This is a genomic window from Rossellomorea vietnamensis (assembly GCF_008180415.1).
GTDB classification, from domain to species: domain Bacteria; phylum Bacillota; class Bacilli; order Bacillales; family Bacillaceae_B; genus Rossellomorea; species Rossellomorea vietnamensis_C.
The window spans coordinates 38,401-64,847 of sequence record NZ_VTEI01000018.1; the positions used below are offsets into that span (position 1 = coordinate 38,401).

The following is a 26,447-nucleotide window of genomic DNA, read 5'->3' on the forward strand; positions in this document are numbered from 1 at the left end:
CTTTAGGTAAGCACCACCGGAAGCGATTGTGCTTCAGGGATTCGCTTTTGTGGATCAGACAGTAAAGTCTATTATTTTTAAACGGTTTCAATCTGAACAAAGAGCGTTGAAATAAAGGCTGTTTTCGCATGAATTGTTGCTCTCGGATATCCCCGGATACTAAGAGATTTATGTCGTATCGAGGGAGAGTAGCTCTTTTCTTTTCGGTGTTATCCGTTTTTACTCCTCTTAATATGGTCATTTTTTCGGAATAAGTATCAAATAGTAACAAAGTTTACGAAAAGAGCCTAAATAAAACAATAGGAGGTCCAGCATGAATAAAATTATGGTAGCCGGCCTGGGAGCAGGGGAACTCGATCAGCTGCCCCTTGGTGTTTACAAGCAGCTCAAAGGGGAACGAACAACCTTTCTCCGCACGGAACATCACCCGGTGGTATCCGAGCTGAAAGAAGAAGGCTTTGTCTATCAATCCTTTGATTACATATACGAAAAGCATGACAGCTTTGAAAAGGTTTATATTGAAATAGTCGAAGTGCTGGAAGCTGAAGCGCAAAAAGGCGAGATTCTGTATGGAGTGCCCGGCCATCCTCTGGTGGCGGAAAAGACTGTCCAGCTGCTGATCGAAGCGTCGGAACGGGAAGGATTTGAACTTGAAATCATCGGCGGACAAAGCTTCCTTGATCCCTTGTTTGCAGCTGTAAAAGCAGATCCGATAGAAGGATTTCAGCTCTTGGATGGAACTGATTTACATCTTGAGGATATCAAGATGGATCAGCATTTAATTATCGGACAGGTTTATGATGCTTTTACAGCTTCTGATGTGAAACTGACCTTAATGGAGTTATATCCTTATGATTACAGTGTGACCATCGTGACAGCGGCAGGAACGAAAGAAGAGCTTGTGAAAACAATCCCTCTTGTGGAACTGGATCGTGAAGTGCAATTAAACAACTTAACGAGTTTATACGTCCCGCCTGCAGTCGAAATGGATACAAGATATAAGCAATTTTCAACGTTCAGGCAGATTATTGCGAGATTGCGCGGACCAGGTGGCTGTCCTTGGGATATTGAACAGACCCACCACTCGCTGAAGAAGTATTTAATAGAAGAAACGTATGAACTGCTGGAGGCAATAGAGGAAGAAGATATCGATCACATGATTGAAGAACTCGGAGATGTTCTTCTTCAAATCATGCTTCACGCCCAAATCGGTGAAGATGAAGGGATGTTTACCATTAATGAGGTAATCGGAACAGTCTCGGAAAAAATGGTCCGCCGCCATCCTCATGTATTCGGTGATATATCAGTGGAGAATACAGATGATGTAAAGGCCAATTGGGAGACCATCAAAAAAGCTGAAAAAGGCGGGACGGAGACGGAAAAACCGCTACTAAGTGATATTGCCAAAGGTTATCCATCTTTGATGAAAGCCTATGAGTACCAGAAAAAAGCAGCCAAAGCAGGCTTTGATTGGGAACTATCGGACGGGGCATGGGAGAAAGTCTATGAAGAAATAGAGGAATTCCGTGACGAGGCAGCGAAAGGAGATAAACACGCCCAAATCAGCGAATTCGGCGACCTTTTGTTTTCGCTTATCAATATAGCCCGCTTCTATAAAATTCATCCCGAAGAGGCTCTGGCTAAAGCGAATACGAAATTCTTCAACCGTTTTGCCTATGTAGAACAGAAGGTGAAGGAAAGCGGGAAGGACTTCGCTGATTTTTCATTGGACGACCTCGATGGGTTCTGGAATGAAGCGAAAGAGAGAGGAATCAGTTAAATAATTATTATCATTTGTGGAATCGCCCTGGAAACTCCGACGGGCAAATGTCCTGAAGAGCAAAAAGCTCATTTTATAGTGGTCGCAGCTCTTCATTAAGAGTTGGCCTTAGCGGTGAAAATATTAAGCCAGCAAGACAAATTAAAGGAGAGATAAGAGATGGCAACAATGCGTTTAGATAAGTTTTTAAAAGTATCCCGTTTAATCAAAAGAAGAACATTGGCAAAGGAAGTGGCGGACAAAGGCAGGATCACCATAAACGGACTGCAAGCGAAAGCAAGTTCCAATGTCAAAGTAGGTGATGAGTTGAAAGTCCGCTTCGGCCAGAAAGTAGTTACAGCTACAGTGGACCGCCTGCAAGAGTCAACCCGCAAAGAAGACGCTGGCACGATGTATACTATTATCAGCGAAGAACGATTATCGGACGGACCTGAAGAGTAAGTTGACAGCTTGTTCTATTTTCCTCCCTCCCGCATACATATAGTTACAAAGCCTGTACTTTGTGAATGTGGGGGATGAAAATGAATCAGTATCAGGAAAGCGGGAATAACAAAGGAACGATGCAGGAGCATGATGTCATGATGAGAGGCAGACGCCTTTTGGACATCACAGGAGTCAAGCAGGTGGAAAGCTTCGATAATGAGGAATTTCTGCTTGAGACGGTTATGGGGTTCCTATCAATCAGGGGACAGAATCTGCAAATGAAGAATCTGGATGTCGATAAAGGGATTGTATCAATCAAAGGCAAGGTGTTTGATATCGTTTATTTAGACGAACAAAGCGGAGAAAAAGCTAAAGGGCTCTTTAGCAAGCTGTTCCGATGACACTCTCAGTACAATTCTACACCATGCTGGCGATGGTCGGCATGGGTAGTATTTTCGGAGCTGCCCTTGATACGTATAACCGATTTTTAAACAGAAACGAAAGAAAACGCTGGCTTGTTTTCCTGAACGATGTCTTGTTTTGGATTGTGCAGGCCCTTTTTATTTTCTACATCCTGTTTTCAGTGAATTTTGGCGAAGTGAGATTTTATATATTCATTGCACTGCTGTGCGGATTTGCAGGCTATCAGGCCCTTCTGAAGGCAATGTACAAGACCGTGCTGGAAAGGGTCATCCAAGCCTTTATTTCTCTTTATAGATTCATAGTGAAAATGGTAATGAATCTGGTTTACTCGCCAGTCAAGTGGCTGCTGGTCCTGTTATTTTCGATCATATTAGGGATTGCCAAGGGGACATGGGCTGTATTCAATTTCTTGAGTAAAGCAATTATTTCCATATTGAAAATTGTGTTTGCTCCTCTCCTCTGGGTGGTAAAAATTATTTCAAGCCTTTTGCCGAAAAATATTAAAAAAATAGTCGAGAAGTTATATAATAAATTTGCAGGATATTTATTTCCATTTGGTAAAGTTATAAGTACAAAGCTGAAAAAATGGCTTAAGAGATAAAGGAGGTGCAAGAGATGAGCCGGGAACGAAATATCCGTTCAATGGAAAATGCTTATGTACGACAGCAGGAACATAAAAAGAAAGTCAGTCACCATAGAAAAAAGAGGCTTTTTCGCCGCTTGGCCCTGTTATTTATCCTCGCCCTGACGATAAGCGGTTTTCTCGTTTCGACCCTCATCTCACGCGCTTCCGTCCTTGAAGAGAAGGAAACACAAAAGGTACAGCTGGAAGCCAAGCTGGAAAAGCTTGAAAGGCAGCAGGCAATCCTCGAAGAAGAAATCATCAAGTTGAACGATGACGAGTACATTGCCAAATTGGCCAGAAGAGATTACTTTCTCTCAGACGAAGGCGAAATAATTTTTAATATTCCGGAGCCGGAAGCGAAAAAAGAAGAAGAAGAGTCGTCGCATTGACACTCTTTTTTTTAATTGGCTATAATATATAGTAAGCTTTATTTTCTAATTATTTTAAGGAGGAGCATTCTTTTTATGTCAATTGAAGTAGGCAGCAAGGTTCAGGGTAAGGTAACAGGGATTACAAATTTTGGAGCGTTTGTAGAATTGCCGGAAGGTGCAACAGGTCTTGTCCACATCAGCGAAGTTGCCGACAATTATGTAAAGGATATCAATGAGCATCTTAAAGTCGGTGAAGAAGTGACAGTCAAAGTCATGAATGTTGAGAAAGACGGAAAGATCGGTTTATCCATCCGGAAGGCAAAAGACCAGCCGGAACGCCCCCAGCGCCCTCAGCGTCCTCAGCGTCCACGCAGCAACAAAGCGAATGACATTCGCCCGAAAGAAAATTTCGAGCAGAAGATGGCGCGCTTCTTAAAGGATAGCGAAGATCGTTTAACTTCATTAAAGCGTCATACAGAATCAAAACGCGGCGGCAGAGGAGCAAAAAGAGGATAACTTGCTGTCTATTTATATATAGCAGGTTTATAGAGGGTTCTGAGTGAGAACCACTAGTAAAAAGGCTGTTTTCGCATGCATTGTTGCTTTCGGAAAATCCTAAGAGCCGGATTTTTCTCGAGATACCTAGAATTCTCTTTCTAATTGGAATAGCAGCTCTTTTCTTTTCATGTAGACTAGGCTTTTCGAAAAAAAATTAAGGATGTTTTTTCAGGAATTAGTATCATATAGCAACAATTTTTGAAAAGAGCTATAAAAAAACAACTGACTGCCTTTCATCCCTGGAAAGCGGTCGGTTGTTTTTTTGTTTGATTAGAGTGCAGTGTGACTTGGGGAATTTACGGGAAGCACCGATTTGGCGGAAACAGAAATCAATGATGCTGCGTCAGGTTTAAATCGACATCGATTTTATAAAATCGATGAAGTCCGTTTGTTCGTTAAACAACATCGAATGGACGAAACCAAAAATCGATGAAGTCAGAAGAGTCATCCGGCAGCACTGCTTTGTTAAAAACAAAAGTCGGTGCTGCCAGTTTGTTTGAACTTAAGACAACACCGATTGAAAAAACAAGAATCAATGCAGGAGATCAGGTATCTGATACCAACCATACAGACCTCATCCTACAGCCACAGGTGATCCCTCAAGGAACGAAATGGTTTTTGAGCAACTTAAAAAGGAAAAATGACAAAAAAAAAACACGACAAGATTCTGTCGTGTTTTTTCTATATGACCCATACGGGATTCGAACCCGTGTTACCGCCGTGAAAGGGCGGTGTCTTAACCGCTTGACCAATGGGCCAATATAATATGGTAGCGGCGGAGGGGATCGAACCCCCGACCTCACGGGTATGAACCGTACGCTCTAGCCAGCTGAGCTACACCGCCATATTAATAAAATGTTTTGAGACACAAGTAATATAATACATAGAATTAAAAATATTGTCAACAGATTTTTTGAGAAAAATGTCAGTTTATAAATCTTGTATTATTGGGTTCGATCCTTGATGCTTCTGGAAAGCTTGAGAATCATGTATCTTTCAATCTTCTGACCTTTCGCAGAAAGAAGTCGAACGTTTCTTCCATTTAAAGTCGTCATTTTGACAAACTTCTAAGCTTGTCCACTATATACTAACTACAATGAATAAGACCAGGGGAGAGGATATGTATGGAGAAAGCTGAGCATAGTGTCATGGAGCCGGTGAGGAATGTGGACATCCAGCAAACTAGATCGGAGTTCGCGATGGGGATGAAAGTCTTTTTGCAGAAGATAGAGTGGTTCTTCATTCAAAAAGGTTTTGTTCTCTTTGGTTTGGGATTTCTTTTGGGACGGGCCCTGATACTCTCACATTTGACACCTTTTGCCATGCCTTTTTTCGCCGCCGTTTATATGGTGCGAAGAGACCGTGCTCCTGTCGCACTGATGGGCCTGCTGGCCGGATCGATGACATTATCTATATCTAATATTACGTATACGTTTGCCAGTTCACTATTATTCCTGATTCTTTTTAGAATAACGAGGAAATTTCAAAAGAGTGAGCTGAAGGCGATACCGTATTTTGTGTTCTTCACGACCATTACAGCCAGCCTGGCCTTTGATTATATAGTCAATAGGGGGGCCGTTACAATTTACGACGGTGCGATGGCGGGGGTGGAAGCCACACTTTCCTTTATCTTGACACTGATTTTTATCCAAAGTGTCCCTTTGTTCTCAATCAGCAAACGGAAGAAGTCCCTCAAAACAGAAGAAGTGGTCAGCCTGATCATACTCCTGGCTTCTGTCATGACCGGAACCATCGGTTGGTCTGTATATGATCTTTCTATAGAACATATCCTATCGCGCTATCTTGTTTTGCTGTTTGCCTTTGTTGCGGGAGCTACTGTTGGCTCCACTGTCGGAGTGGTGACCGGCTTGATTTTCAGCCTTGCGAATGTGGCCAGTTTTTATCAGATGAGCCTCCTGGCATTCTCAGGTCTTCTTGGAGGGTTGTTAAAAGAAGGAAAGAAGGCAGGAGCAGCCATTGGTCTGCTTATTGCCACATTGCTGGTCGGCATGTATGGGGACGGTGATACATCATTGGCCAAAACCCTGTATGAGTCGGGTGCAGCCATCTTTCTATTGTTTCTCACCCCCCCTGCCCTCACTGGAAAGTTGGCAAAACATATACCGGGAACAACTGAATACAATCATGAACAGCAGCAGTATATCAGGAAAGTCCGTGATGTGACAGCAAGCAGGGTAGAACAGTTTTCTTCCGTATTCCAAGCACTTTCAAATAGTTTCTCAGGCTTGGAGGATAAGATGAACAACGAGGAGGAGGAAGAGAGAGAGTTTGATCAATTTTTGAGCAATGTGACTGAAAAGACCTGCCAGACCTGTTTTAAGAAGGATCAATGCTGGGCCAGAAACTTCAATCAAACATACGATCTTATGAAAGATGTTATGTATGAAATAGATCAGGGACAAGTCCCGCTTAGTGGAAAAACAGGAAGGGAGCTTGAAAAACACTGCGTTCGGTCCAAAAAAGTCCAAGATGTCATTTCCCAGGAGCTGACTTATTATCAAGCAAATCTCAAATTAAAAAAACAAGTACAGGAAAGCCGAAAGCTTGTGGCCGACCAATTGTTAGGTGTGTCCGAAGTGATGGGGGATTTTGCCCGTGAGATTCAGAGAGAAAGAGAAAACCACCAACAGCAGGAGGAACAGATCCTCGAATCATTACAAGAATTCGGTATGGAAATAGAGAATGTAGAAATCTATTCACTGGATAAAGGGAATGTTGATATAGAGATGGCGCTGCCAAATGGGAATGGACACGGAGAAGGAGAAAAACTGATTGCGCCAATGCTGTCGGATATTCTGGGAGAAAACATCATTGTCCTGCGTGAGGAGCCTGCTGCATTCCCAAGTGGTCACTGTCAATTAACCTTCGGCTCTGCAAAAGCCTATATGGTGGATACTGGTGTAGCCCATGCGGCTAAAGGAGGGGGTCTTATTTCAGGAGACAGCTATTCGATGATCGAATTGAGTGCAAGTAAGTACGCTGTGGCGATAAGTGACGGAATGGGAAATGGGGAAAGGGCACATTATGAAAGCAATGAAACATTGAGTCTCCTTCAGAAGATCTTGCAATCCGGAATAGAAGAAAAGGTGGCGATAAAGGCGGTCAATTCGATTCTCTCTTTACGAACGAATGATGAAATATTTTCGACTCTTGATTTGGCGATGATTGATTTGCAGGATGCGTCCTCAAAATTTTTGAAGATCGGTTCTACACCAAGCTTTATAAAAAGAGGGGATAAGGTAGTGAAGGTGGAAGCAGGCAATCTGCCAATGGGGATTTTCTACGAGTTCGATGTCGATGTGGTGAGTGAACAATTGAAGGCGGGAGACCTGTTAGTCATGATGAGCGATGGAGTATTTGAAGGGCCGAAGCATGTGGAGAATTATGATGTGTGGATGAAACGGAAGATTAAAGAAGTGGATTCAGATGATCCTCAGACAATGGCTGATATTATCATGGAGGAAGTGATAAGAACAAGATCAGGAGAGATAGAAGACGACATGACCATCGTGGTTTCGAAAATAAAGCACAATATCCCTAAATGGAGTTCGATCCCTGTGCAAAAATACAAAAGAAAGGAAAAAGTCTCATAAAGAGAAGAGCCTCTTTTCACCATATTTTTAAACAGTTTGCTAGAATCTCGGTCATTGCTTAATCCAGCAGATTGAGAAATGAAGGGTGGTCACTAAGTGATGTCTATTGAGATAATTAAATGGCTGCATTCGTAATGATTGTTACTTTCGGGTACCCAATAATTACTAAGATTTTTCTCTAAAAGGAGGAGATAGCCGATAATATTTACGGTGAATGATAGCGGTATTTTTCAAAGTATACGAAAGGGGATTTCACATAGGGTTGTGGCTGTTTAAAAGTAATGGATTCCGGATCCAGGTGCACGGGCCTGAGGGGCTGGGCGCTGGAACTGGATTGCGGGGCTCGCTTGTCTGCTCCAATCCTCCTGCTTAAAGGGGATTAAGGTGAATAAAGCAACAATCTTTTAGGAAGGAGTTTCCTCGTAAATTGCTGATTTCAGAAACATCCCTGGTATCGGATTTTCTCGATGAAATCAGAACTTTTTATCTGAACAGGTTATTCCACTCCATTATGGCGAATTTTTTTCTGAATCTATATGGAATCGCAGTAAAGTTTACGAAGAGAGATTTATAACATAAAAGGAATTGGAACGATCGCTGATTCCGGAAAAGCCCACTAACGTGTAGACAGCAGAAGAAAGAATGAAACAAAGGTCTTTGAGACAGTGTCAGGTACTTTGAAAACAGCATGATATACGGATTCTATCAGCAATCCGAAGTATATTTCCCTCCTAAACTGGCGATGATGGTAACAAACAAAGTTAGAGGAGGGGAAACTGTTGAAGACAGGTACACTTCGACAAGTTCTATTAATCACTGATGGCTGCTCCAATCAAGGCGAAGACCCGGTAGCGATGGCTGCATTGGCAAAGGAACAAGGGATTACCGTAAATGTAATAGGTGTGATGGAAAACGATTCTATTGATGAAAGAGGCATGGAGGAAATAGAAGGCATTGCCATGTCGGGCGGCGGTGTAAGCCAGATCGTTTATGCCCAGCAGCTGTCACAGACAGTCCAGATGGTTACAAGAAAAGCAATGACCCAAACCCTGCAGGGGGTCGTTAATAAGGAATTGAAGCAGATATTGGGGAAAAGTACCTCAATGGAAGAACTTCCTCCGGAACAGCGGGGCGAAGTGATGGAAGTGGTAGATGAATTAGGCGAGTCCGCAGACCTTGAAGTGTTGATTCTTGTCGATACTTCAGCGAGCATGAAGCATAAACTGCCAACGGTTAAAGAAGCCTTGCTGGACCTGTCTCTCAGCATGAATGCAAGAATGGGAGATAACATGTTTTCAGTATTCGTATTTCCCGGGAAAAGAAAAGATGTCGAAAAATTGCTGGATTGGACTCCAAAGCTTGAATCGCTGACGAGCGTCTTTTCAAAGCTGTCATCTGGAGGAATAACGCCAACGGGGCCGGCAATTAGTGAAGCGATTTCTTCATTCAAGAAAAAACGTTCATTAAGGGGTTTGCTCTCACGTGATGATGAACAATACTTGGAAGAAACAATATAATTTTTCTTCAGGAACAAGAATTACCGGCAAGTGGCACAAACAACATTATACGATCGTGAAAGAACTTGGATACGGGGCAAACGGAATCGTCTACCTGGCTCAGGCGGGTGCGGATTATGCAGCACTTAAAATGAGTGACAGCTCGATGTCCATCACCTCGGAAGTAAATGTGTTAAAGGCTTTTGCCAAGGTCCAAGGAGCGCCTCTTGGACCTTCTTTGCTTGATGTGGATGACTGGGAGGCGGGAGGCAGGAGAATCCCTTTCTATGTCATGGAATATATTCAAGGACCGGACCTGTTGGAGTTTGTTCAAAAGAAAGGCTTCTCCTGGACGGGTGTACTTGTTGTACAGCTGTTGAATGACCTTCATCGTATCCACCAGGAAGGCTGGGTCTTTGGAGATTTAAAACCGGATAATCTGATTGTTACAGGTCCGCCGTATAAACTCCGCTGTATTGATGTTGGAGGAACGACAATACAGGGCCGGGCAATTAAAGAGTTCACAGAATTCTTCGATAGAGGATACTGGCTTGGGCATTCGAGGAAAGCAGAACCATCCTACGATTTGTTTTCAGCTGCAATGATTCTTATTAACCTCGCCTATCCGAAAAGGTTTAATAAAAGCGGAAGTGAGGGAATAGAGCAATTAAGGAATGCTGTAATGGCAAAACCGGAGCTTGCGAAAATGAAGGCGCCCATCCTGGGTGCCATTGAGGGCAGATACAGGACAGCTCTGGAAATGCGCCAGGCATTGCTGGATACATTCTCTGTAAAAAGCAAACCGGGCAATCATAAAGCCTATGCCGCTAATCCTCAGAAAAAGCAGGCCGCCGCCAGCCGTACTCAGCTCAGGCAGAAGAAAACAGGGGGAGGTTTCCTCGAGACGGTACTGGTTGTTATGATCGTATCTCTTCTATACTTTTTATACATCTATGGTGAACTTTTATAATTTTATCTTACTGAAGCAAAGCCGCTTGAAGTGTAATCGGGACCGTATATTGTTAAGATGGAAGAAAACATAGATCAGGAAGAGGAAGTATGTTCATATATGAAAGAAAAGTCTTAGACTTTATAAGGAAACACAACCTGATTCAAGAGGGGGACTCAATCCTTGCTGCCGTGTCCGGAGGGCCTGATTCGCTTTCACTCCTTTACTTCTTGGATAAATACAAAAGGCTCTGGAATGCTAAGGTGGCAGCCGTGTGTGTGGATCATATGTTCAGGGGAGAAGAGTCTTACGAAGAGTTCCTTTTTGTGCAGGACTTATGCGGGAAGATGGGCATTCCTTTTTATGGTGAAAGAGTGAATGTGCAAGAAATCCTGAAAGAACGCAATGAAGGTCTGCAGGAAGGTGCCCGTAATATCAGGTACAGCCTGTTTGCCAAACTTGTCAATGGTGAGGGATTCACAAAGCTGGCTTTCGGACATCACGGGGATGACCAGGTGGAGACCATTCTGATGAGGATGACGAGAGGAAGCAGCATGGCTCGCAGCGGAATACCTGTCACAAGAGACTTTCATGGAGCACAGATCATCCGCCCCCTTCTTTGTCTGGAAAAGCCGGAAATCCTGGCTTACTGTTCTGAGAGCGGATTGGAGCCGAAACATGACCCAAGCAATGAAAAAAGGGACTATACCAGGAACAGGTTCCGGCATGAGGTTCTGCCTTTCCTGAAAGGTGAAAATCCGCTTGTTCATCTTAAATTTCAACAATTCAGTGAAGAAGCAGCTGAAGATGAAGCACTTTTACAGACTCTGGCACAAGAAAAAATGGAAAGTATCCTTACAAAAGTCAAGGATGAAGCCATTGTTGATATTAAAGGTTTCCGGCTGATGCCTCTGCCTTTACAAAGAAGAGTGATTCATCTAATATTAAATTATCTTTACAAAGATAGGCCTTCATCCTTATCATCTATACATATTCAAGATGTCTTAGCAATAATAATGAAAGACAGCCCCTCACTGAGTCTCGACCTTCCGGGAAACCTTAAAGCAATCCGTTCCTATAATCAATGTATATTTACATTTGGAGGCAGAGCAGAGGAAAGCGGCGATTTTTGTTATACATTGAACATAGGTGAAAGTGTTGAACTGCCTGATCATCGAATATTTATACTTCAAGAGGCTGAAGAACCGGGCATCCAGGCTGATTCCGTCATTTTCCAGAAAGTCAGTATTGCCTTACCGCTGAGGATTCGGACAAGGAAACCGGGGGACCGCATGAAAGTTAAAGGATTGAATGGTACCAAAAAGGTAAAAGATATATTTATCGATGAAAAGATACCAGTCATCCTTAGAGACAATTGGCCGCTCGTCACGGACGATCACGGCGAAATACTCTGGGTCCCTAACCTGAAGAAATCAGTCTTTGTCTGTTATGAACCAGGTGATCCGGGTGAACATGTAAGGTTAATCTATTCACAGCAAACATCTTCCTAGGAGGCAGACCAAGTGTTAAACAAAGATATCGAGAAAGTGCTTATTACTGAAGAAGAGCTTCAAGAGAAAATCAAGAAACTGGGCGGTGAGCTTACAGAGGAATACAAGGATGGCTTTCCTCTGGCTATAGGAGTACTGAAAGGTGCTATGCCTTTTATGGGTGATCTGCTTAAGCGTATGGATACATATTTGGAAATGGACTTCATGGATGTTTCCAGCTATGGAAACTCTACCGTTTCTTCTGGAGAAGTGAAAATTGTCAAAGACCTTGACACAAAAGTCGAGGGCAGGGATATCCTGATCATCGAGGATATTATTGACAGCGGATTGACTCTGAGTTACCTTGTTGAACTGTTCCGTTACCGTAAAGCAAAGTCAATCAAGATTGTAACGCTTTTGGATAAGCCATCCGGAAGAAAAGCAGACATTAAGGCTGACTACGTTGGGTTTATTGTCCCTGATGAGTTTGTTGTTGGATACGGCCTCGATTACGCAGAAAAGTACCGCAACCTGCCGTATATCGGTGTGCTGAAACCTGAAGTATATAGCGGCAAGGAATAAGAGCAATCTAATGAGAACGAACATTTGTCAGGAACTATCAATAAAGGAAGCTAATTGTTGTCATACCATGATTTTCTATGATACTATTTTATATAGCTTTTTTACCGTGGGAGGAGGTAAGGGATGAACCGGATCTTTCGAAACACCATATTCTACTTACTAGTATTTCTCGTCATAATAGGTGTGGTGAGTTACTTTAATAACAGCAACGAGCCAACAGAAAACATTAAATATAACGAATTCATCACTCACTTGGAAGATGGTGAGGTAGAGTCGTTTTCCATCCAGCCTGAAAGAGGCGTTTATCAGGTTAGGGGACAACTGACTGGATATGAAGAGGAGCAATATTTCCTTACCAATGTACTGGGGAATGACTCCGAGATATTGGAACGGATCAATACAGCAGCCGATGAAAGCGGCATTGAAGTCGATGTCCTTATGGCAAAAGAAACAAGCGGCTGGGTATCTTTCTTTACAACGATTATCCCGTTCGTGATCATCTTTATCCTATTCTTCTTCCTGCTGAACCAGGCGCAGGGCGGCGGAAGCCGGGTTATGAACTTCGGCAAGAGCAAAGCCAAGCTTTACAGCGAAGAGAAGAAGAAAGTGCGATTCAAAGATGTTGCCGGAGCGGATGAAGAGAAAAATGAACTTGTCGAAGTCGTGGAATTCCTTAAAGACCCGAGAAAATTCTCTGAGGTTGGCGCGCGAATTCCTAAAGGAGTCCTTCTTGTCGGACCGCCGGGTACTGGTAAAACATTGCTTGCCCGTGCTGTTGCTGGAGAAGCGGGAGTACCATTCTTCTCTATCAGTGGTTCTGATTTCGTCGAAATGTTCGTCGGTGTCGGTGCATCACGTGTACGTGACCTATTCGAAAATGCGAAGAAAAATGCCCCGTGTATCATCTTCATTGATGAGATTGATGCAGTGGGACGCCAGCGTGGCGCAGGCTTAGGTGGAGGCCACGATGAACGCGAGCAGACATTAAACCAATTGCTTGTTGAAATGGATGGATTCGGAGCGAACGAAGGAATCATCATCGTCGCAGCGACAAACCGTCCTGACATTCTGGACCCTGCCTTACTGCGTCCTGGACGTTTCGACCGTCAAATCACAGTGGACAGACCAGATGTCAAGGGCCGTGAAGCGGTGCTTAATGTACATGCCAGAAACAAGCCGCTTGATGATTCAGTAGATTTAAAAGCAATCGCAATGAGAACACCAGGTTTCTCTGGTGCAGACTTAGAGAACCTGTTAAATGAAGCGGCGCTTGTAGCTGCCCGTGAAAACAAAAAGAAAATCGATATGCGTGACATCGATGAAGCGACTGACCGTGTCATTGCAGGTCCTGCCAAAAAGAGCAAGGTCGTTTCTCAAAAAGAACGCAAGATTGTGGCATTCCACGAAGCTGGGCATACCGTTATCGGTCTTGTGCTTGATGAAGCCGAAATGGTCCACAAAGTTACCATCGTACCACGCGGCCAGGCTGGCGGTTATGCTGTAATGCTTCCAAAAGAAGATCGTTACTTCATGACAAAGCCTGAGCTCTTGGATAAGATTACCGGATTGCTTGGCGGCCGTGTAGCAGAAGAAGTTATCTTTGGTGAAGTATCCACTGGTGCTCACAATGACTTCCAGCGTGCCACAGGCATTGCCCGCAGAATGGTTACTGAATTTGGGATGAGTGATAAGCTTGGACCAATGCAATTCGGTTCTACTTCACAGGGGCAGGTATTCCTTGGCAGAGATATTAACAATGAACAAAACTACTCCGATGCAATTGCCTATGAAATTGATCAGGAAATGCAAAGCTTGATTAAGAGTTGTTATGAAAGAGCTAAAACAATTCTTACAGAGCATCGTGATAAACTGGAACTTGTCGCAAACACATTGTTGGATGTAGAAACATTGGATGCCGGACAAATCAAGCATCTAATGGATCACGGCAAACTTCCGGACCGCGGTTATGGAGATGACGAAGCACCTGGCAAAGATGATGTGAAAGTGAACATCCAAAAGAAGGATGATACGCCAAAACCATCAGATGAGTCAGCTGCAGAGGATAAAAAAGAAGATTAACTAATACAAAGGCACCAGCTTCCATGCTGGTGTCTTTTGTATTTTTATGACATGGTTGATGGCTGTGGAAGGTACACTTCCCGCAGAGTGGTGGAAATCCATTACTGTTTGTTTAAGGTTCTTTTCTTAAGGCTGTTTTCGGAAAGATTGAGGTGATGGAAATCCAGTACTATTTAATCAACCATATTCTTTGGGAAAACAGACTTGTTTAAAAACAGCTTAAGAGTAAGACAACAGCTTTCACCAAACGGATTCAATTGTGGTATGATGTTGGCAGAATGAAATCAATGTTTAGTGGGTGAAAAAAGTGATTTTTGTCTTGGATGTAGGGAATACCAATATAGTACTTGGAGTATATGAAGGCGAAGAGTTAAAGTATCACTGGAGAATGGAGACGAACCGCCATAAGACAGAAGATGAATATGGCATGATCGTAAAGAATCTATTCCAGCATGTGAATCTATCGCTGGACTCCATTGAGGGAATCATCATCTCATCTGTTGTCCCTCCCATTATGTTTTCTTTGGAAAGAATGTGTGAGAAATATTTTAACATCACACCATTGGTTGTCGGACCCGGGATTAAAACGGGTTTGAACATTAAATATGAAAATCCCCGTGAAGTGGGTGCTGACCGCATTGTCAACGCGGTAGCAGGAATTAAAGAATACGGCGGGCCATTGATCATCGTCGACTTTGGTACGGCAACAACCTACTGTTATATCAATGAAGATAAACAATATATGGGCGGAGCAATTGCCCCTGGAATTGGGATTTCAACCGAAGCCCTTTATTCTAAAGCAGCAAAACTGCCTAGAATAGAAATTGGGAGGCCTGATCACATCATTGGCAAGAATACGGTGTCTGCGATGCAATCCGGGATTCTTTACGGATACGTAGGTCAGGTGGAAGGCATTGTGAAAAGGATGAAAGCTACAGGTTCGACTAACCCGCTGGTCATTGCGACTGGTGGACTTGCACAATTAATATCAAAAGAATCAGATGTCATTGACGTGGTGGATTCATTTTTAACATTAAAAGGTCTCAAGCTCATCTATGAGAGAAACCGGACAGTATAGGAGGAAATAACATGAGTGATTATTTAGTAAAAGCGTTAGCCTTTGAGGGACAAGTCAGGGCATATGCAGTCAGAAGTACAGATACAGTGAATGAGGCACAAAGAAGGCACGGTACATGGCCGACAGCTTCAGCCGCCATCGGAAGGTCGATGAGTGCGGGTGTCATAATGGGTGCAATGTTGAAGGGTGAGGAGAAACTGACCATCAAAGTTGAAGGGGACGGCCCTTTAGGTGCTATCATTGTGGACAGTGATGCGAAAGGCAGTGTGAGGGGCTATGTGACCAATCCCCAAGTTCACTTTGATTTGAATGAGCAAGGAAAGCTGGATGTAAGAAGAGCAGTGGGTTCTTCCGGCACGTTGTCTGTTGTTAAAGACATCGGCATGCGTGACCATTTTACCGGCCAAGTGCCGATTGTATCTGGTGAACTTGGGGAAGACTTCACGTATTACTTTGTAACATCAGAACAGGTTCCATCTTCTGTCGGAGTAGGGGTACTGGTAAATCCAGATAACTCTATCCTCGCAGCCGGCGGCTTTATTATTCAATTAATGCCAGGGACTGCTGATGAAACTATCACTGAAATCGAGAACAGGCTAAAGACTATTCCGCCTGTATCCAAATTGATTGAAAAAGGTCTCACACCGGAGGAGCTTCTTCATGAGCTGCTGGGTGAAGAAAATGTTAAAATCCTTGAGAAGATGCCTGTCCAATTTGAGTGCAGGTGCTCCAAAGAACGCTTCGGGGATGCGATTGCCAGTTTGGGATCAAATGAAATCCAGGAAATGATCGATGAAGACGGCAGTGCTGAAACTCAATGTCATTTCTGCAACGAAACGTATCACTATACAGTGGAAGAGCTGAAAGCGTTGAAGGATGAAGGAGAAAATCTGCAATAACATCTAAGGGGATGGATGCAAAGGTGAGATTAAAAAGGTCGGTTTTAATAGGGTTGATCTTTATTTTGGCAGCAGCAAACTTATTGACGCTGCTGCTTTATTTTACAAAATCCGAAGATGCCTCCGGGTTCGCTAAGCTAGCTGGAACTGAAACCGCAGCATCAATAGACGGTGAGTCGATCAGCCGTGAGTCATGGATGTACGAAATGGAACAGCGTTATGGAAAAGAGGTCCTTAGGGAGCTGATTAATCAAAAGGTCATGGATCAGCTTGCTGCGAAGTATGATATTAAGGTGACTGATGAGGAGCTAGACAAAGAAATCACGCTGATTAAAAGTGTTTATAATACTTATGATAGAGACTTGGCGGTTGATGATGAGATTCTAAGGGAGAGAGTAAGGATGGAGCTTCTTTTGGAAAAGGTGGTCACCAAAGATGTTGTCATTCCTTTAGAAGAGATTGAAAGGTATTATGAAGAGAACCAGGAGCAATACTCCATACCGGAAATGTTCAATCTTTCGCAAATCGTCTCAGCCTCACATAAAGAAGCAGAACAGATTGCTGATGAGGTCAAAGACGGATCCAGCTTTCAAGCTATGGCAATGGAGTTGTCCGAGGATGCTCCGTCTGCAGTTCAAGGAGGAAATATTGGATATATTCCTGCGGACTCGCATATATTAGCAGGGGATTCAGCCAAAGAAATTGAATCATTAGATCCGGGCAGCATCTCTAAGGTCATTGAGATGGATGGGAAATTCTATATCTTCCTTCTCCATGATAAGCTGGAAGCCGAGCAGTATTCTCTGGAGGATGTAAAAGGTCAAATCCACAGGCGGCTCGCTATGGAACAAGTGGAAAAGTCGATGAAGCCAGAGGATTTCTGGAAAGAACTTGATGTCGAGTGGTTTTATGAAGGAAGCCTTTAAAGAACGGATGATCACATGTCTTTTATAGAGCTGCTGTTTTAAAAGGCAGTCTAATGAAAGAAGTCCGGTAGTCGCCGAGCTTCTTTTTTGCAAACAGCCCTTATAAAAAGCAGAATCCATTTGTTTGACATATTTACAGAAAATTGATAATTTTAATGAAAACCCATCAAACTACTTGGGATTAGGAGTGATAGTATGGCAAGAATAGCAAACTCAATCACCGACTTAGTGGGACAGACACCGATTGTAAAACTTAATCGTCTCGTGGAAGAAGATAGTGCTGAGGTTTATTTGAAATTAGAATATATGAACCCGGGCAGCAGTGTAAAAGATAGAATCGCCCTGGCTATGATCGAAGCTGCAGAAGAATCCGGGAACTTAAAGTCCGGGGACACAATTGTAGAGCCGACAAGCGGGAACACTGGTATCGGTCTTGCGATGATTGCGGCTGCTAAAGGATATAAAGCCGTGCTGGTTATGCCGGATACAATGAGTATGGAAAGAAGAAACCTTCTCAGGGCTTATGGTGCCGAATTGGTCCTGACACCTGGTTCTGAAGGCATGGGCGGTGCGATTCGCAAGGCAGGAGAGCTCGCTGATCAAAAGGGCTTCTTCATGCCGCAGCAATTTAAAAATGAAGCAAACCCAGAGGTTCACCGAAGAACGACAGGAAAGGAAATTGTCGAGCAGATGGACAGTTTGGATGCCTTCATTTCCGGAATCGGCACAGGGGGTACCATTACAGGCGCAGGACAGGTGCTGAAGGAAAACTTCCCGAATGTTAAAATTTACGCTGTTGAACCTTCTGATTCACCGGTTCTGTCCGGAGGCAGCCCTGGCCCTCATAAAATCCAAGGAATCGGCGCTGGTTTTGTACCGGATATTTTGAACACAGATGTTTATGATGAAGTCATCACCGTGCAAAATGAGGAAGCCTTTGATTTTGCCCGCCGTGCGGCTAAAGAGGAAGGGATCCTTGGAGGGATTTCTTCTGGTGCTGCCATCAGTGCAGCATTGAAAGTTGCAAAGCAGCTTGGCAAAGGTAAGAAAGTGCTGGCAGTAATCCCTAGTAACGGTGAAAGATATCTAAGCACCCCGCTGTATCAATTTGAAGACTAAATTTTTAAGGCTCTTTTCGTAAACATTGTTGCTATTTGATACTAATTCAAAAAAATAACTATATTAAGAGTTGTAAAAACTGGTAACACCGAAAAGAAAAGAGCTATTCTCACTCGATAAGAGATAAACCTCTTAGTATCCGGGGGAAAATCCGGCTCTTGCGATTTTTCCGAAAGCAACAATATATGCGAAAACAGCCATAAAAAAAGATCAGGCAGCAACTTTCCTGATCTTTTTTTATGGCAATATTGAATAACCACGGATTTTTAATTGACGTACTTAGGGAGGCTGACCTTACCGCTTTTATGAGAGAAATGAACAAGCAGTGTGTCTTGAGGTTATTTGACCCGAGGAGCTAGGCGCCCACTAGTCCCGCAGGAGATCGCACGCCTTCCATTCCAATCCTCTTACGTTAAAGGGAGGAAGGTAAGATAGTAATCAAAAGCAACAATATCTTAGAAAAGAGTCTTTTAAAATGTACTCAAAATATCTTCGTAAATTTACCTCTCCTTTCGCTTTAACATATCTTTACAAATCTTCTGACTGGTAGAAATTCAATATCTTCATAGATTACGTGAATCGAATAGAGCGTTTATAAGAAGGGTCATTGCGATTTGTCCTCCTGGGCATTTGTGAACCGACAGTCCTAACCCTTGCATTTTGACTATGAAACAACAATCAGATTCATGTATGATGGAGAAAGAGAAAAACTAGGAGAGTGAACCATCCGTGGATACTACACAACTTCATTTTGAAAAAATACGATCCTCGAAAGCAGATTTCTTTCATGCCTATGAATTACTGACGGCTGAAATCGATCACCATATCCTTCTTGAAAGCGGACGAGGCGGGAAATACAGCATTGCCGGATTCAACCCGGTATCAATACTAAATGCAAAGGATAATAGAGTGGAAATCTGCGAAACTGGCAGCACAGAGATCGTGAATGGAGATCCATTGGATGTGTTGTACAGCCGTCTTCAAAAACGGCATATGGAAAGAGACCCGGAGCTTCCTGATTTTCAGGGAGGAGCGATGGGGTTCATCAGTTACGACTATGCCCGCCAGATAGAGAGACTTGGGAACAGAGCCCATGATGACCTCGAAATCCCGGATCTTTACTACATGATATTTTCCCAATGGGCTGTCTATGACCATGACTCAGAACAGATTTGGCTGATGGCAGACAAAGAGGGAGCGCATATCTTTGATTCTTATGTGGATGAGTGGAAAACCGGATTGAATCGATCTATACCTGAAAAGAATGAAACTCTTGGCCCTGTATCGGCTGACCGCTCCGTTTCTATGAATGAAGAGCAGTTCATTTCAGCTGTCGAGAAGATTCAGTCCTATATCAAGGAAGGCGATGTATTCCAAGTCAACCTGTCTGTGAGACAGTCGCAGGATTTGGCCGCTTCGCCATATGCTATATACAAACGAATGAGGGAATTGAACCCTTCTCCTTACATGAGCTATGTCCATACACCCCATTTTCAAATCGCATCGGGGTCTCCTGAACTTCTTGTGAAAAAGAAAGGGACAGAAGTCAGTACGAGGCCGATTGCCGGCACAAGATCCCGCGGTCATAATGAAAAGGAAGACCAGATGCTGGCTGATGAATTGATCCATAATGAAAAAGAAAGGGCAGAACATGTCATGCTGGTTGATCTTGAAAGAAATGACTTGGGCAGAGTCTGCCAATACGGAACTGTTGAAGTCAACGAATTCATGGTCATAGAAAAATATTCACATGTCATGCACATTGTTTCCAATGTGAGAGGGACATTGGCCAATAATAAAAACGGCAAGGATCTGATCAGAGCTGTATTCCCGGGCGGAACGATAACGGGAGCACCTAAAGTGCGGACCATGGAAATTATTGAAGAACTTGAACCGGTAAGAAGAGGGGTTTATACAGGATCAATCGGCTGGATCGGCTTTAATGGAGACATGGAACTGAACATCGTCATCCGGACACTTTTTGCTAAAGATGGACAAGCTCATATTCAGGCAGGAGCAGGAGTGGTGATAGATTCTAATCCGAAACACGAATATAAGGAGTCACTGAAAAAAGCAAAAGCGGTTTGGGAAGCAAAAGAATTGGCAGAGGGTGCAGACAAATGATTTTAATGATAGATAACTTTGATTCTTTCACATATAACATTGTTCAATATTTAGGAGAGCTGGGCGAAGAAATCGTCGTCACAAGAAACAATGAAATTAATATAGCTGAAATCGAACTGCTGGCGCCGGATTATCTCATGATATCACCTGGCCCTTGTACACCTAATGAAGCGGGCATAAGCCTTGAGGCAATCAACTATTTTGCTGGAAAAATCCCGATTTTTGGCGTCTGCCTGGGACACCAGGCGATTGCCCAGGTATTTGGGGGAGAAGTAGTGAAAGCGGCCAAGCTGATGCATGGAAAGACATCCTCTGTGAGCCATGATGGCAGGACACTCTTTGAAGGGGTTTCAAACCCATTTCAAGCTGGACGCTATCATTCTCTTATCGTACGGAAAGAAACGCTGCCGGATTGCCTAGAGATCACAGCTGAAACAAAGGATGAAGAAATCATGGCCCTCCGCCATAAACATCTTCCCATTGAAGGCGTTCAGTTTCATCCTGAATCCATCATCACAGAAGAAGGAAAACAGCTTCTCGCCAATTTCCTCAACACCTATAAGAAAGCACCGGTAACTGTTTAGGGGGAACGGAAGTGTACTTATATTTAAATGGTGAAATACTGCATAAGGATGAGGCTAAAATCTCTCCCTTTGACCATGGCTTTCTATACGGGATGGGCCTTTTTGAAACGATGAGGACCTATAGCGGCCATCCCTTCTTACTGAATGATCATTTAGAACGGCTGCAGATGGGACTGGATACATTCAATATAGATTTGGATTTACAGAAGCTCAATATTTCCGGAATGATTGCTTCGCTTTCCGAGAAGAACGGTTTGCAAGACTCGTATATCCGCCTGAACATATCGGCAGGAGAGGGAGAAATAGGACTGAGGACAACCCCTTATAATCAGCCGAACATTCTGCTTCTGCAGAAGGAACTTCCGCCTCTTATACCGCTTAAGGAGAAAGAAGCGGTGCTGCTTCAGTTGAGAAGAAATACCCCGGAGACACCGGTAAGGCTCAAATCCCATCATTACTTCAATAACATTGCTGCTAAAAGAGAGGCAGGCGATGACCCGGGAAAAGAAGGCTTGTTCCTGACAAAGGAAGGCTATATTGCTGAAGGTGTGACTTCAAATATTTTCTGGATATCGGATGGGAAACTATATACGCCCTCATTGGAGACAGGAGTATTGAATGGGATTACCAGGGAGTACATCATGGAGCTGGCAGGTACATTAGGCATTCCTAGTGAGGCTGGAATGTATATGCCAGAAAGTTTGCTGAAGTCGGATGAAGCTTTTTTCACGAACTCTGTGCAGGAAATCATCCCGATTCATACTTTTGAGAGCAGGACATTCCCGGGTAAAAGAGGGAGAATCACTCAACAACTCTATTCGCACTACGAGCGCGATGCACAAGTGCTTTTTTCTAAAAATCAACTTCATAGGAGCTGATGTATATGACTTCTACAATTATAAAAGCAGGGCCTTATCAGCTGGATTACCAAAAAAGGACACTAATTATGGGAATCCTGAATGTCACGCCTGACTCCTTTTCCGATGGCGGAAGGTTCAATGTGTTAGAAGAAGCGGTTCTCCGTGCCAAGGAAATGGTCCAGCAGGGTGCCGATATTATAGATATAGGCGGAGAATCGACCAGGCCCGGGCATGAACCAGTCCCGGAAGAAGAAGAAATTAAGAGGGTATGCCCTATCATAGAAGCCGTTTCAAAAGAAGTTGATGTGCCAATATCAATTGACACATACAAATCTGGAACGGCAAGAAAAGCCCTTGAAGCTGGTGCCCATATCATCAATGATGTGTGGGGTGCGAAGAAGGATAGGGAAATTGCCGGGGTGGCAGCCCAATTCAATGCCCCGATCATCCTGATGCATAACCGCGATAACATGGAATACCGGGACTTCATAAAAGAGGCTCTGCAGGATGTTCAGGAAAGTGTGGATATTGCATTGGGAGAGGGGGTCTCTCGAGAAAATATCATTCTCGATCCGGGCATCGGGTTTGCCAAAGACCTAAAGCTCAACCTTGAAATGATGAGAAATCTCGACCAGCTTGCAGCCATGGGATATCCAGTGCTTCTGGGCACTTCTAGAAAACGGATGATTGGAACCATCCTGGATCTGCCTGTCGATGAAAGAATGGAAGGGACCGGCGCCACAGTCTGTTTTGGTATTCAGAAGGGCTGCCAAATTGTTCGCGTCCACGATGTGAAGGAAATCAAGAGGATGGCGGTCATGATGGATGCCATGCTTGGAAAGGGTGAGTATGATGGATAAAATCAACCTGAAAGATATGGAATTCTACGCATATCATGGTGTTTTTCCTGAAGAAACAAAGCTGGGACAAAGGTTCAGGGTAAGTCTGTCCTTGGAGATGGACCTTTCAAAAGCGGGAAGAAGTGACGACATAGATGACTCTGTCAATTATGGTGAAGTTTACTCCTTGTGCAAAGAAGTTGTCGAAGGTAAACCATATAAATTGCTTGAAGCTCTCGCAGAAACGCTCGCTGACCGGATTCTCGGTGATTTTACTAAGGTAGAGAACTGCACAATAGAAGTCATCAAACCAGATCCGCCGATTCCTGGCCATTACCGCTCTGTATCGGTTGAAATCACCAGGGGGCGCTGATATGAAGAAGACGGTCTATCTGTCGCTTGGATCTAATGTAGGTGACAGGGAACAATACCTCAAAAAAGCCATTAAACAGTTGAGTGTGCACCCTGAAATTGAGCTGGAGAGGATCTCCTCCATTTACGAAACCGATCCTGTTGGATATACAGATCAAGGAAGCTTCTTGAATCTGGCAGTGGAAATCCGGACCTCATTAACGCCACAAACCCTTCTGCACCAATGTCTTCAGATAGAAAAAGATCTTGGAAGGGAACGTGAATTCCGCTGGGGCCCAAGAATTATAGACCTTGACATTTTGCTTTATGATCAAGAAAATATTGAAACAGAAGAACTTATTGTTCCTCATCCGCGGATGCATGAAAGAGCCTTTGTGCTCGTGCCTCTGACGGAACTGTCCCAAACAATCAAACATCCTAAGTTTAATACCTCTATGATGGCTCTTTTAGACGAAATACCTGATAAAGAAGGAGTTCGATTATGGAAACAGATAAGTGGGGAAGACGTATACGTGCATTCAGAAAGCTGAAAGGCTTAACGCAGGAAGGTCTGGCCAAGAAGCTGGGCATCTCCGTTTCTGTCCTTGGAGAGATCGAAAGAGGCAGCCGTCTGCCCACAGAGGAATTTCTTGAAAATGTGGCGGAACTTCTGGGGATTCAGCGCGAGGACCTCGAACCTTCTGAGGATAAGTAGCCCTATTGATTCGTAGCCAATAGCAAGTTTGCAATGTGTCTTACTAAAAGGGGAACTTATATAGAAGAACGCAGTAAAGGAAACATAGACGGAAGCGTACTGCGTACAACTAGTAAAGCAAAAGTATGGAACGAAATCACAATGGTCAGAGCAGAGATAGAAAATGAGGTTATTCACCGGGGGACTGAAGTGCTGCAGAGCAACAGTCCCTTTTTGGTTAATGGAATTTCCTACAGGCGAGGTGGATTTCTCAACAAAAACCAACCTTTTTCAATTAAAGAGGCCTTTAGGGGTGTTCGAATTACATATATTGTGTAAAATAGTATGGTATAAAATCATATAGGCTAATTTAATAAGGCTCTTCTCGTGAAAATTACAATTGTTATGACTTTGAACAGCTTTCCTCGCATGGATAAGCTTTCAATTTAGAAATAAGGGCTTGCAATCATGGCGTTCAGCTTTATTTAAAACTAGCAGATAGAACAGGAGTGAAGAAAATGAGTCACGAAGAAATTAATGACCAGCTGCGGGTGAGACGTGAAAAGATGGACAACCTTCGTCAAAAAGGAATGGACCCATTTGGTAAACGTTTCGATCGTTCACATAATTCTCAAGAAATCAAAGAGCAGTTTGATGCCTTCACTAAAGAGGAACTTGAAGAGAAAGAAGTTTCTGTTACCATCGCAGGAAGAATCATGACCAAGAGAGGAAAAGGAAAAGCGGGCTTTGCCCACATCCAGGACCTTGCCGGTCAAGTCCAAATTTACGTCCGTAAAGATGCAGTCGGCGATGAAGAATACGAAATCTTCAACACAGCCGACCTTGGTGATCTTGTTGGAATTACAGGAACGGTATTCAAAACGAAAGTAGGGGAACTTTCCATTAAAGCGAAACAGTTCATCCTTCTTACTAAGGCGCTGAGACCCCTTCCTGAAAAATTCCACGGATTGAAAGACGTTGAACAGCGTTACCGCCAAAGATATCTTGATCTGATCACAAGCCAGGAAAGCAAGCAGACTTTCATAGCGCGAAGCAAGATCATCCAATCCATGAGAAGGTACCTGGACAACAACGGATACCTGGAAGTTGAAACACCAATGATGCATGGAATTGCAGGCGGAGCATCAGCACGCCCTTTCATCACTCACCATAATGCCCTTGATATGCAGCTTTATATGCGTATTGCCATTGAGCTTCACTTGAAAAGGCTGATTGTCGGCGGAATGGAAAAAGTATATGAGATCGGGCGCGTATTCCGTAATGAGGGTGTTTCCACCCGCCACAATCCGGAATTCACCATGATTGAGCTGTATGAAGCATACGCTGACTACCGCGATATTATGGCTCTTACGGAAAACCTGGTTGCTCATATTGCTAAAGAGGTCTTCGGCTCTACTTCCGTCCAATACGGGGAGTACGAAGTGAATCTTGAGCCTCAGTGGACACGTCTTCACATGGCAGACGCCGTAAAAGAGCACACAGGAGCAGACTTCTGGAAGGAAATGAGCGATGAAGAGGCGCATGCTCTTGCAAAAGAACATGGTATTGAAGTGAAACCTACTATGCAATACGGCCATATCCTTAACGAATTCTTCGAGCAAAGAGTAGAGGACAAACTGATCCAGCCGACATTCATCTACGGCCATCCGGTTGAAATCTCCCCTCTTGCCAAGAAGAATGATGAAGACGGGCGATTCACCGACCGTTTCGAACTGTTCATCGTCGGCCGTGAACATGCAAATGCATTTACGGAGCTGAATGATCCTATTGATCAGAGAGAAAGATTTGAAGCTCAATTGAAAGAAAGAGAAGAAGGCAACGATGAAGCGCATATGATGGATGATGATTTCATCGAAGCGCTTGAGTATGGTATGCCGCCAACAGGCGGGCTGGGCATCGGTATCGACCGTCTGGTAATGCTGCTGACAAACTCACCTTCCATTCGTGACGTACTGTTATTCCCGTTAATGCGTCATAAAGACTAACATATATAAGCTCTGGCTGTCATCGGCCGGAGCTTTTTTATTTTATTTTTAAAAAAGTATTGCGTGGGCCTCTGAATGGTGTTATATTATTATCTGTTGCCGCGAAACACGGCAGCCGACACAGAAAACTTCTTCAAAAAAGTTGTTGACTCAGATTCAGAGAAATGATAAGATAATCAAGTCGCCAAAAACGAGCGACGCAGATTGAACCTTGAAAACTGAACAAAACATTAACAAACAAAACGTCAACGTTAATCTAGTAAGAACACTGTTCTTACAAAGTTGCTAACACTTTAATTAGCAAATGAGCAAGTCAAACTTCTTTCGGAGAGTTTGATCCTGGCTCAGGACGAACGCTGGCGGCGTGCCTAATACATGCAAGTCGAGCGGATTGATGGGAGCTTGCTCCCTGAAATCAGCGGCGGACGGGTGAGTAACACGTGGGTAACCTGCCTGTAAGACTGGGATAACTCCGGGAAACCGGGGCTAATACCGGATAGTTCTTTTCCTCGCATGAGGAAAAGTGGAAAGGCGGCTTCGGCTGCCACTTACAGATGGACCCGCGGCGCATTAGCTA

At 43.7% G+C, this 26,447-nt stretch carries 24 protein-coding genes, 2 tRNA genes and 1 rRNA gene; 25 read left to right on the top strand and 2 right to left on the bottom strand.

The genetic code is table 11. The annotated features are described in order from the left end of the window. Window positions 1-313 precede the first annotated feature (313 nt). The 6 genes from mazG (at window position 314) to FZC78_RS21150 (ending at window position 4,138) form a co-directional block, all read left to right on the top strand. Entirely contained in the window at window positions 314-1,780 is a 1,467-nt protein-coding gene (mazG, locus tag FZC78_RS21125) for a nucleoside triphosphate pyrophosphohydrolase (protein WP_148942061.1), read from the top strand. 168 nt (window positions 1,781-1,948) lie between these two features. After that, window positions 1,949-2,221 (top strand): RNA-binding S4 domain-containing protein, encoded by a 273-nt coding sequence (locus tag FZC78_RS21130; RefSeq protein WP_148942086.1) that lies wholly within the window; start codon window positions 1,949-1,951, stop codon window positions 2,219-2,221. 80 nt (window positions 2,222-2,301) lie between these two features. Continuing rightward, window positions 2,302-2,604, top strand: coding sequence for a sporulation protein YabP (gene yabP / locus FZC78_RS21135; RefSeq protein WP_113928187.1), 303 nt, complete (start codon window positions 2,302-2,304; stop codon window positions 2,602-2,604). After that, window positions 2,601-3,227, top strand: a complete 627-nt coding sequence (yabQ, locus tag FZC78_RS21140; RefSeq protein WP_148942062.1) for a spore cortex biosynthesis protein YabQ — start codon at window positions 2,601-2,603, stop codon at window positions 3,225-3,227. The genes yabP and yabQ overlap by 4 nt, the downstream gene beginning before the upstream one ends. Before the next feature lie 14 nt (window positions 3,228-3,241). Further along, a complete protein-coding gene (locus FZC78_RS21145) occupies window positions 3,242-3,640 on the top strand; it encodes an FtsB family cell division protein (protein WP_148942063.1) in 399 nt (132 codons plus the stop codon). 75 nt (window positions 3,641-3,715) lie between these two features. Beyond that, window positions 3,716-4,138 carry a S1 domain-containing RNA-binding protein gene (locus FZC78_RS21150; RefSeq protein ID WP_148942064.1) on the top strand — a complete coding sequence of 141 codons (423 nt, stop codon included), beginning with the start codon at window positions 3,716-3,718 and terminating at the stop codon, window positions 4,136-4,138. Window positions 4,139-4,866: 728 nt separating this feature from the next. On the opposite strand, the gene FZC78_RS21155 is transcribed toward FZC78_RS21150, so the two are convergent. Both FZC78_RS21155 and FZC78_RS21160 read right to left on the bottom strand, forming a co-directional pair. Then, window positions 4,867-4,938, bottom strand: a tRNA-Glu gene (locus tag FZC78_RS21155). A 9-nt stretch (window positions 4,939-4,947) separates the two neighbouring features. Then, window positions 4,948-5,024 (bottom strand) — tRNA-Met (locus tag FZC78_RS21160). A 280-nt stretch (window positions 5,025-5,304) separates the two neighbouring features. Between FZC78_RS21160 and spoIIE the strand changes: the two genes are divergently transcribed. The 19 genes from spoIIE to FZC78_RS21255 form a co-directional block, all read left to right on the top strand. Then, a complete protein-coding gene (gene spoIIE / locus FZC78_RS21165) occupies window positions 5,305-7,794 on the top strand; it encodes a stage II sporulation protein E (protein WP_148942065.1) in 2,490 nt (829 codons plus the stop codon). A 779-nt stretch (window positions 7,795-8,573) separates the two neighbouring features. Continuing rightward, window positions 8,574-9,311: a vWA domain-containing protein gene (locus FZC78_RS21170; RefSeq protein WP_148942066.1), complete on the top strand. Its 738-nt coding sequence runs from the start codon at window positions 8,574-8,576 to the stop codon at window positions 9,309-9,311. Further along, the gene (locus FZC78_RS21175; RefSeq protein WP_148942067.1) at window positions 9,280-10,260 is read left to right on the top strand and encodes a serine/threonine protein kinase; all 981 of its coding nucleotides are present in this window, start codon (window positions 9,280-9,282) and stop codon (window positions 10,258-10,260) included. Before FZC78_RS21170 ends, FZC78_RS21175 begins: the two co-directional genes overlap by 32 nt. An 89-nt stretch (window positions 10,261-10,349) precedes the next feature. Beyond that, complete coding sequence (gene tilS, locus FZC78_RS21180; protein WP_148942068.1) at window positions 10,350-11,750, top strand: tRNA lysidine(34) synthetase TilS; 1,401 nt, start codon at window positions 10,350-10,352, stop codon at window positions 11,748-11,750. 12 nt (window positions 11,751-11,762) lie between these two features. Beyond that, the gene (gene hpt / locus FZC78_RS21185) at window positions 11,763-12,311 is read left to right on the top strand and encodes a hypoxanthine phosphoribosyltransferase (RefSeq protein WP_148942069.1); all 549 of its coding nucleotides are present in this window, start codon (window positions 11,763-11,765) and stop codon (window positions 12,309-12,311) included. Between the two features lie 123 nt (window positions 12,312-12,434). Beyond that, window positions 12,435-14,390, top strand: a complete 1,956-nt coding sequence (ftsH, locus tag FZC78_RS21190) for an ATP-dependent zinc metalloprotease FtsH (protein ID WP_148942070.1) — start codon at window positions 12,435-12,437, stop codon at window positions 14,388-14,390. Window positions 14,391-14,697: 307 nt separating this feature from the next. Then, window positions 14,698-15,468: a type III pantothenate kinase gene (locus FZC78_RS21195; protein ID WP_148942071.1), complete on the top strand. Its 771-nt coding sequence runs from the start codon at window positions 14,698-14,700 to the stop codon at window positions 15,466-15,468. Window positions 15,469-15,479: 11 nt separating this feature from the next. Then, window positions 15,480-16,367, top strand: a complete 888-nt coding sequence (hslO, locus tag FZC78_RS21200; RefSeq protein ID WP_148942072.1) for an Hsp33 family molecular chaperone HslO — start codon at window positions 15,480-15,482, stop codon at window positions 16,365-16,367. Between the two features lie 23 nt (window positions 16,368-16,390). Next, window positions 16,391-17,293, top strand: a complete 903-nt coding sequence (locus FZC78_RS21205; protein ID WP_187445042.1) for a peptidyl-prolyl cis-trans isomerase — start codon at window positions 16,391-16,393, stop codon at window positions 17,291-17,293. Window positions 17,294-17,488: 195 nt separating this feature from the next. After that, the gene (gene cysK / locus FZC78_RS21210; RefSeq protein WP_148942074.1) at window positions 17,489-18,412 is read left to right on the top strand and encodes a cysteine synthase A; all 924 of its coding nucleotides are present in this window, start codon (window positions 17,489-17,491) and stop codon (window positions 18,410-18,412) included. 729 nt (window positions 18,413-19,141) lie between these two features. Then, the gene (gene pabB / locus FZC78_RS21215; protein ID WP_148942075.1) at window positions 19,142-20,536 is read left to right on the top strand and encodes an aminodeoxychorismate synthase, component I; all 1,395 of its coding nucleotides are present in this window, start codon (window positions 19,142-19,144) and stop codon (window positions 20,534-20,536) included. Next, window positions 20,533-21,120 (top strand): aminodeoxychorismate/anthranilate synthase component II, encoded by a 588-nt coding sequence (gene pabA / locus FZC78_RS21220; RefSeq protein ID WP_148942076.1) that lies wholly within the window; start codon window positions 20,533-20,535, stop codon window positions 21,118-21,120. Before pabB ends, pabA begins: the two co-directional genes overlap by 4 nt. 11 nt (window positions 21,121-21,131) lie before the next feature. Next, window positions 21,132-21,998, top strand: a complete 867-nt coding sequence (pabC, locus tag FZC78_RS21225; RefSeq protein WP_148942077.1) for an aminodeoxychorismate lyase — start codon at window positions 21,132-21,134, stop codon at window positions 21,996-21,998. A 5-nt stretch (window positions 21,999-22,003) separates the two neighbouring features. Then, window positions 22,004-22,840 carry a dihydropteroate synthase gene (folP, locus tag FZC78_RS21230; RefSeq protein WP_148942078.1) on the top strand — a complete coding sequence of 279 codons (837 nt, stop codon included), beginning with the start codon at window positions 22,004-22,006 and terminating at the stop codon, window positions 22,838-22,840. Then, the gene (folB, locus tag FZC78_RS21235) at window positions 22,833-23,192 is read left to right on the top strand and encodes a dihydroneopterin aldolase (RefSeq protein ID WP_148942087.1); all 360 of its coding nucleotides are present in this window, start codon (window positions 22,833-22,835) and stop codon (window positions 23,190-23,192) included. Before folP ends, folB begins: the two co-directional genes overlap by 8 nt. A 1-nt stretch (window position 23,193) precedes the next feature. After that, complete coding sequence (gene folK / locus FZC78_RS21240) at window positions 23,194-23,721, top strand: 2-amino-4-hydroxy-6-hydroxymethyldihydropteridine diphosphokinase (protein WP_148942079.1); 528 nt, start codon at window positions 23,194-23,196, stop codon at window positions 23,719-23,721. Next, a complete protein-coding gene (locus FZC78_RS21245; protein WP_148942080.1) occupies window positions 23,673-23,885 on the top strand; it encodes a helix-turn-helix domain-containing protein in 213 nt (70 codons plus the stop codon). The genes folK and FZC78_RS21245 overlap by 49 nt, the downstream gene beginning before the upstream one ends. A gap of 488 nt (window positions 23,886-24,373) precedes the next feature. Further along, window positions 24,374-25,870, top strand: a complete 1,497-nt coding sequence (gene lysS / locus FZC78_RS21250) for a lysine--tRNA ligase (protein WP_187445043.1) — start codon at window positions 24,374-24,376, stop codon at window positions 25,868-25,870. A 321-nt stretch (window positions 25,871-26,191) separates the two neighbouring features. Then, window positions 26,192-26,447: ribosomal RNA gene (locus FZC78_RS21255) — 16S ribosomal RNA — on the top strand; the annotation flags it as partial.

What these genes read in the sequence shown, in the direction of transcription:
- FZC78_RS21175 (WP_148942067.1), top strand. Translation starts at nt 9,280, where the DNA reads ATGATGAACAATACTTGGAAGAAACAATATAATTTTTCTTCAGGAACA.
- yabP (WP_113928187.1), top strand. Translation starts at nt 2,302, where the DNA reads ATGAATCAGTATCAGGAAAGCGGGAATAACAAAGGAACGATGCAGGAG.
- pabA (WP_148942076.1), top strand. Translation starts at nt 20,533, where the DNA reads ATGATTTTAATGATAGATAACTTTGATTCTTTCACATATAACATTGTT.
- tilS (WP_148942068.1), top strand. Translation starts at nt 10,350, where the DNA reads ATGTTCATATATGAAAGAAAAGTCTTAGACTTTATAAGGAAACACAAC.
- FZC78_RS21150 (WP_148942064.1), top strand. Translation starts at nt 3,716, where the DNA reads ATGTCAATTGAAGTAGGCAGCAAGGTTCAGGGTAAGGTAACAGGGATT.
- FZC78_RS21145 (WP_148942063.1), top strand. Translation starts at nt 3,242, where the DNA reads ATGAGCCGGGAACGAAATATCCGTTCAATGGAAAATGCTTATGTACGA.
- cysK (WP_148942074.1), top strand. Translation starts at nt 17,489, where the DNA reads ATGGCAAGAATAGCAAACTCAATCACCGACTTAGTGGGACAGACACCG.
- FZC78_RS21245 (WP_148942080.1), top strand. Translation starts at nt 23,673, where the DNA reads ATGGAAACAGATAAGTGGGGAAGACGTATACGTGCATTCAGAAAGCTG.
- spoIIE (WP_148942065.1), top strand. Translation starts at nt 5,305, where the DNA reads ATGGAGAAAGCTGAGCATAGTGTCATGGAGCCGGTGAGGAATGTGGAC.
- folP (WP_148942078.1), top strand. Translation starts at nt 22,004, where the DNA reads ATGACTTCTACAATTATAAAAGCAGGGCCTTATCAGCTGGATTACCAA.
- FZC78_RS21130 (WP_148942086.1), top strand. Translation starts at nt 1,949, where the DNA reads ATGCGTTTAGATAAGTTTTTAAAAGTATCCCGTTTAATCAAAAGAAGA.
- hslO (WP_148942072.1), top strand. Translation starts at nt 15,480, where the DNA reads ATGAGTGATTATTTAGTAAAAGCGTTAGCCTTTGAGGGACAAGTCAGG.
- yabQ (WP_148942062.1), top strand. Translation starts at nt 2,601, where the DNA reads ATGACACTCTCAGTACAATTCTACACCATGCTGGCGATGGTCGGCATG.
- ftsH (WP_148942070.1), top strand. Translation starts at nt 12,435, where the DNA reads ATGAACCGGATCTTTCGAAACACCATATTCTACTTACTAGTATTTCTC.
- folB (WP_148942087.1), top strand. Translation starts at nt 22,833, where the DNA reads ATGGATAAAATCAACCTGAAAGATATGGAATTCTACGCATATCATGGT.
- folK (WP_148942079.1), top strand. Translation starts at nt 23,194, where the DNA reads ATGAAGAAGACGGTCTATCTGTCGCTTGGATCTAATGTAGGTGACAGG.
- mazG (WP_148942061.1), top strand. Translation starts at nt 314, where the DNA reads ATGAATAAAATTATGGTAGCCGGCCTGGGAGCAGGGGAACTCGATCAG.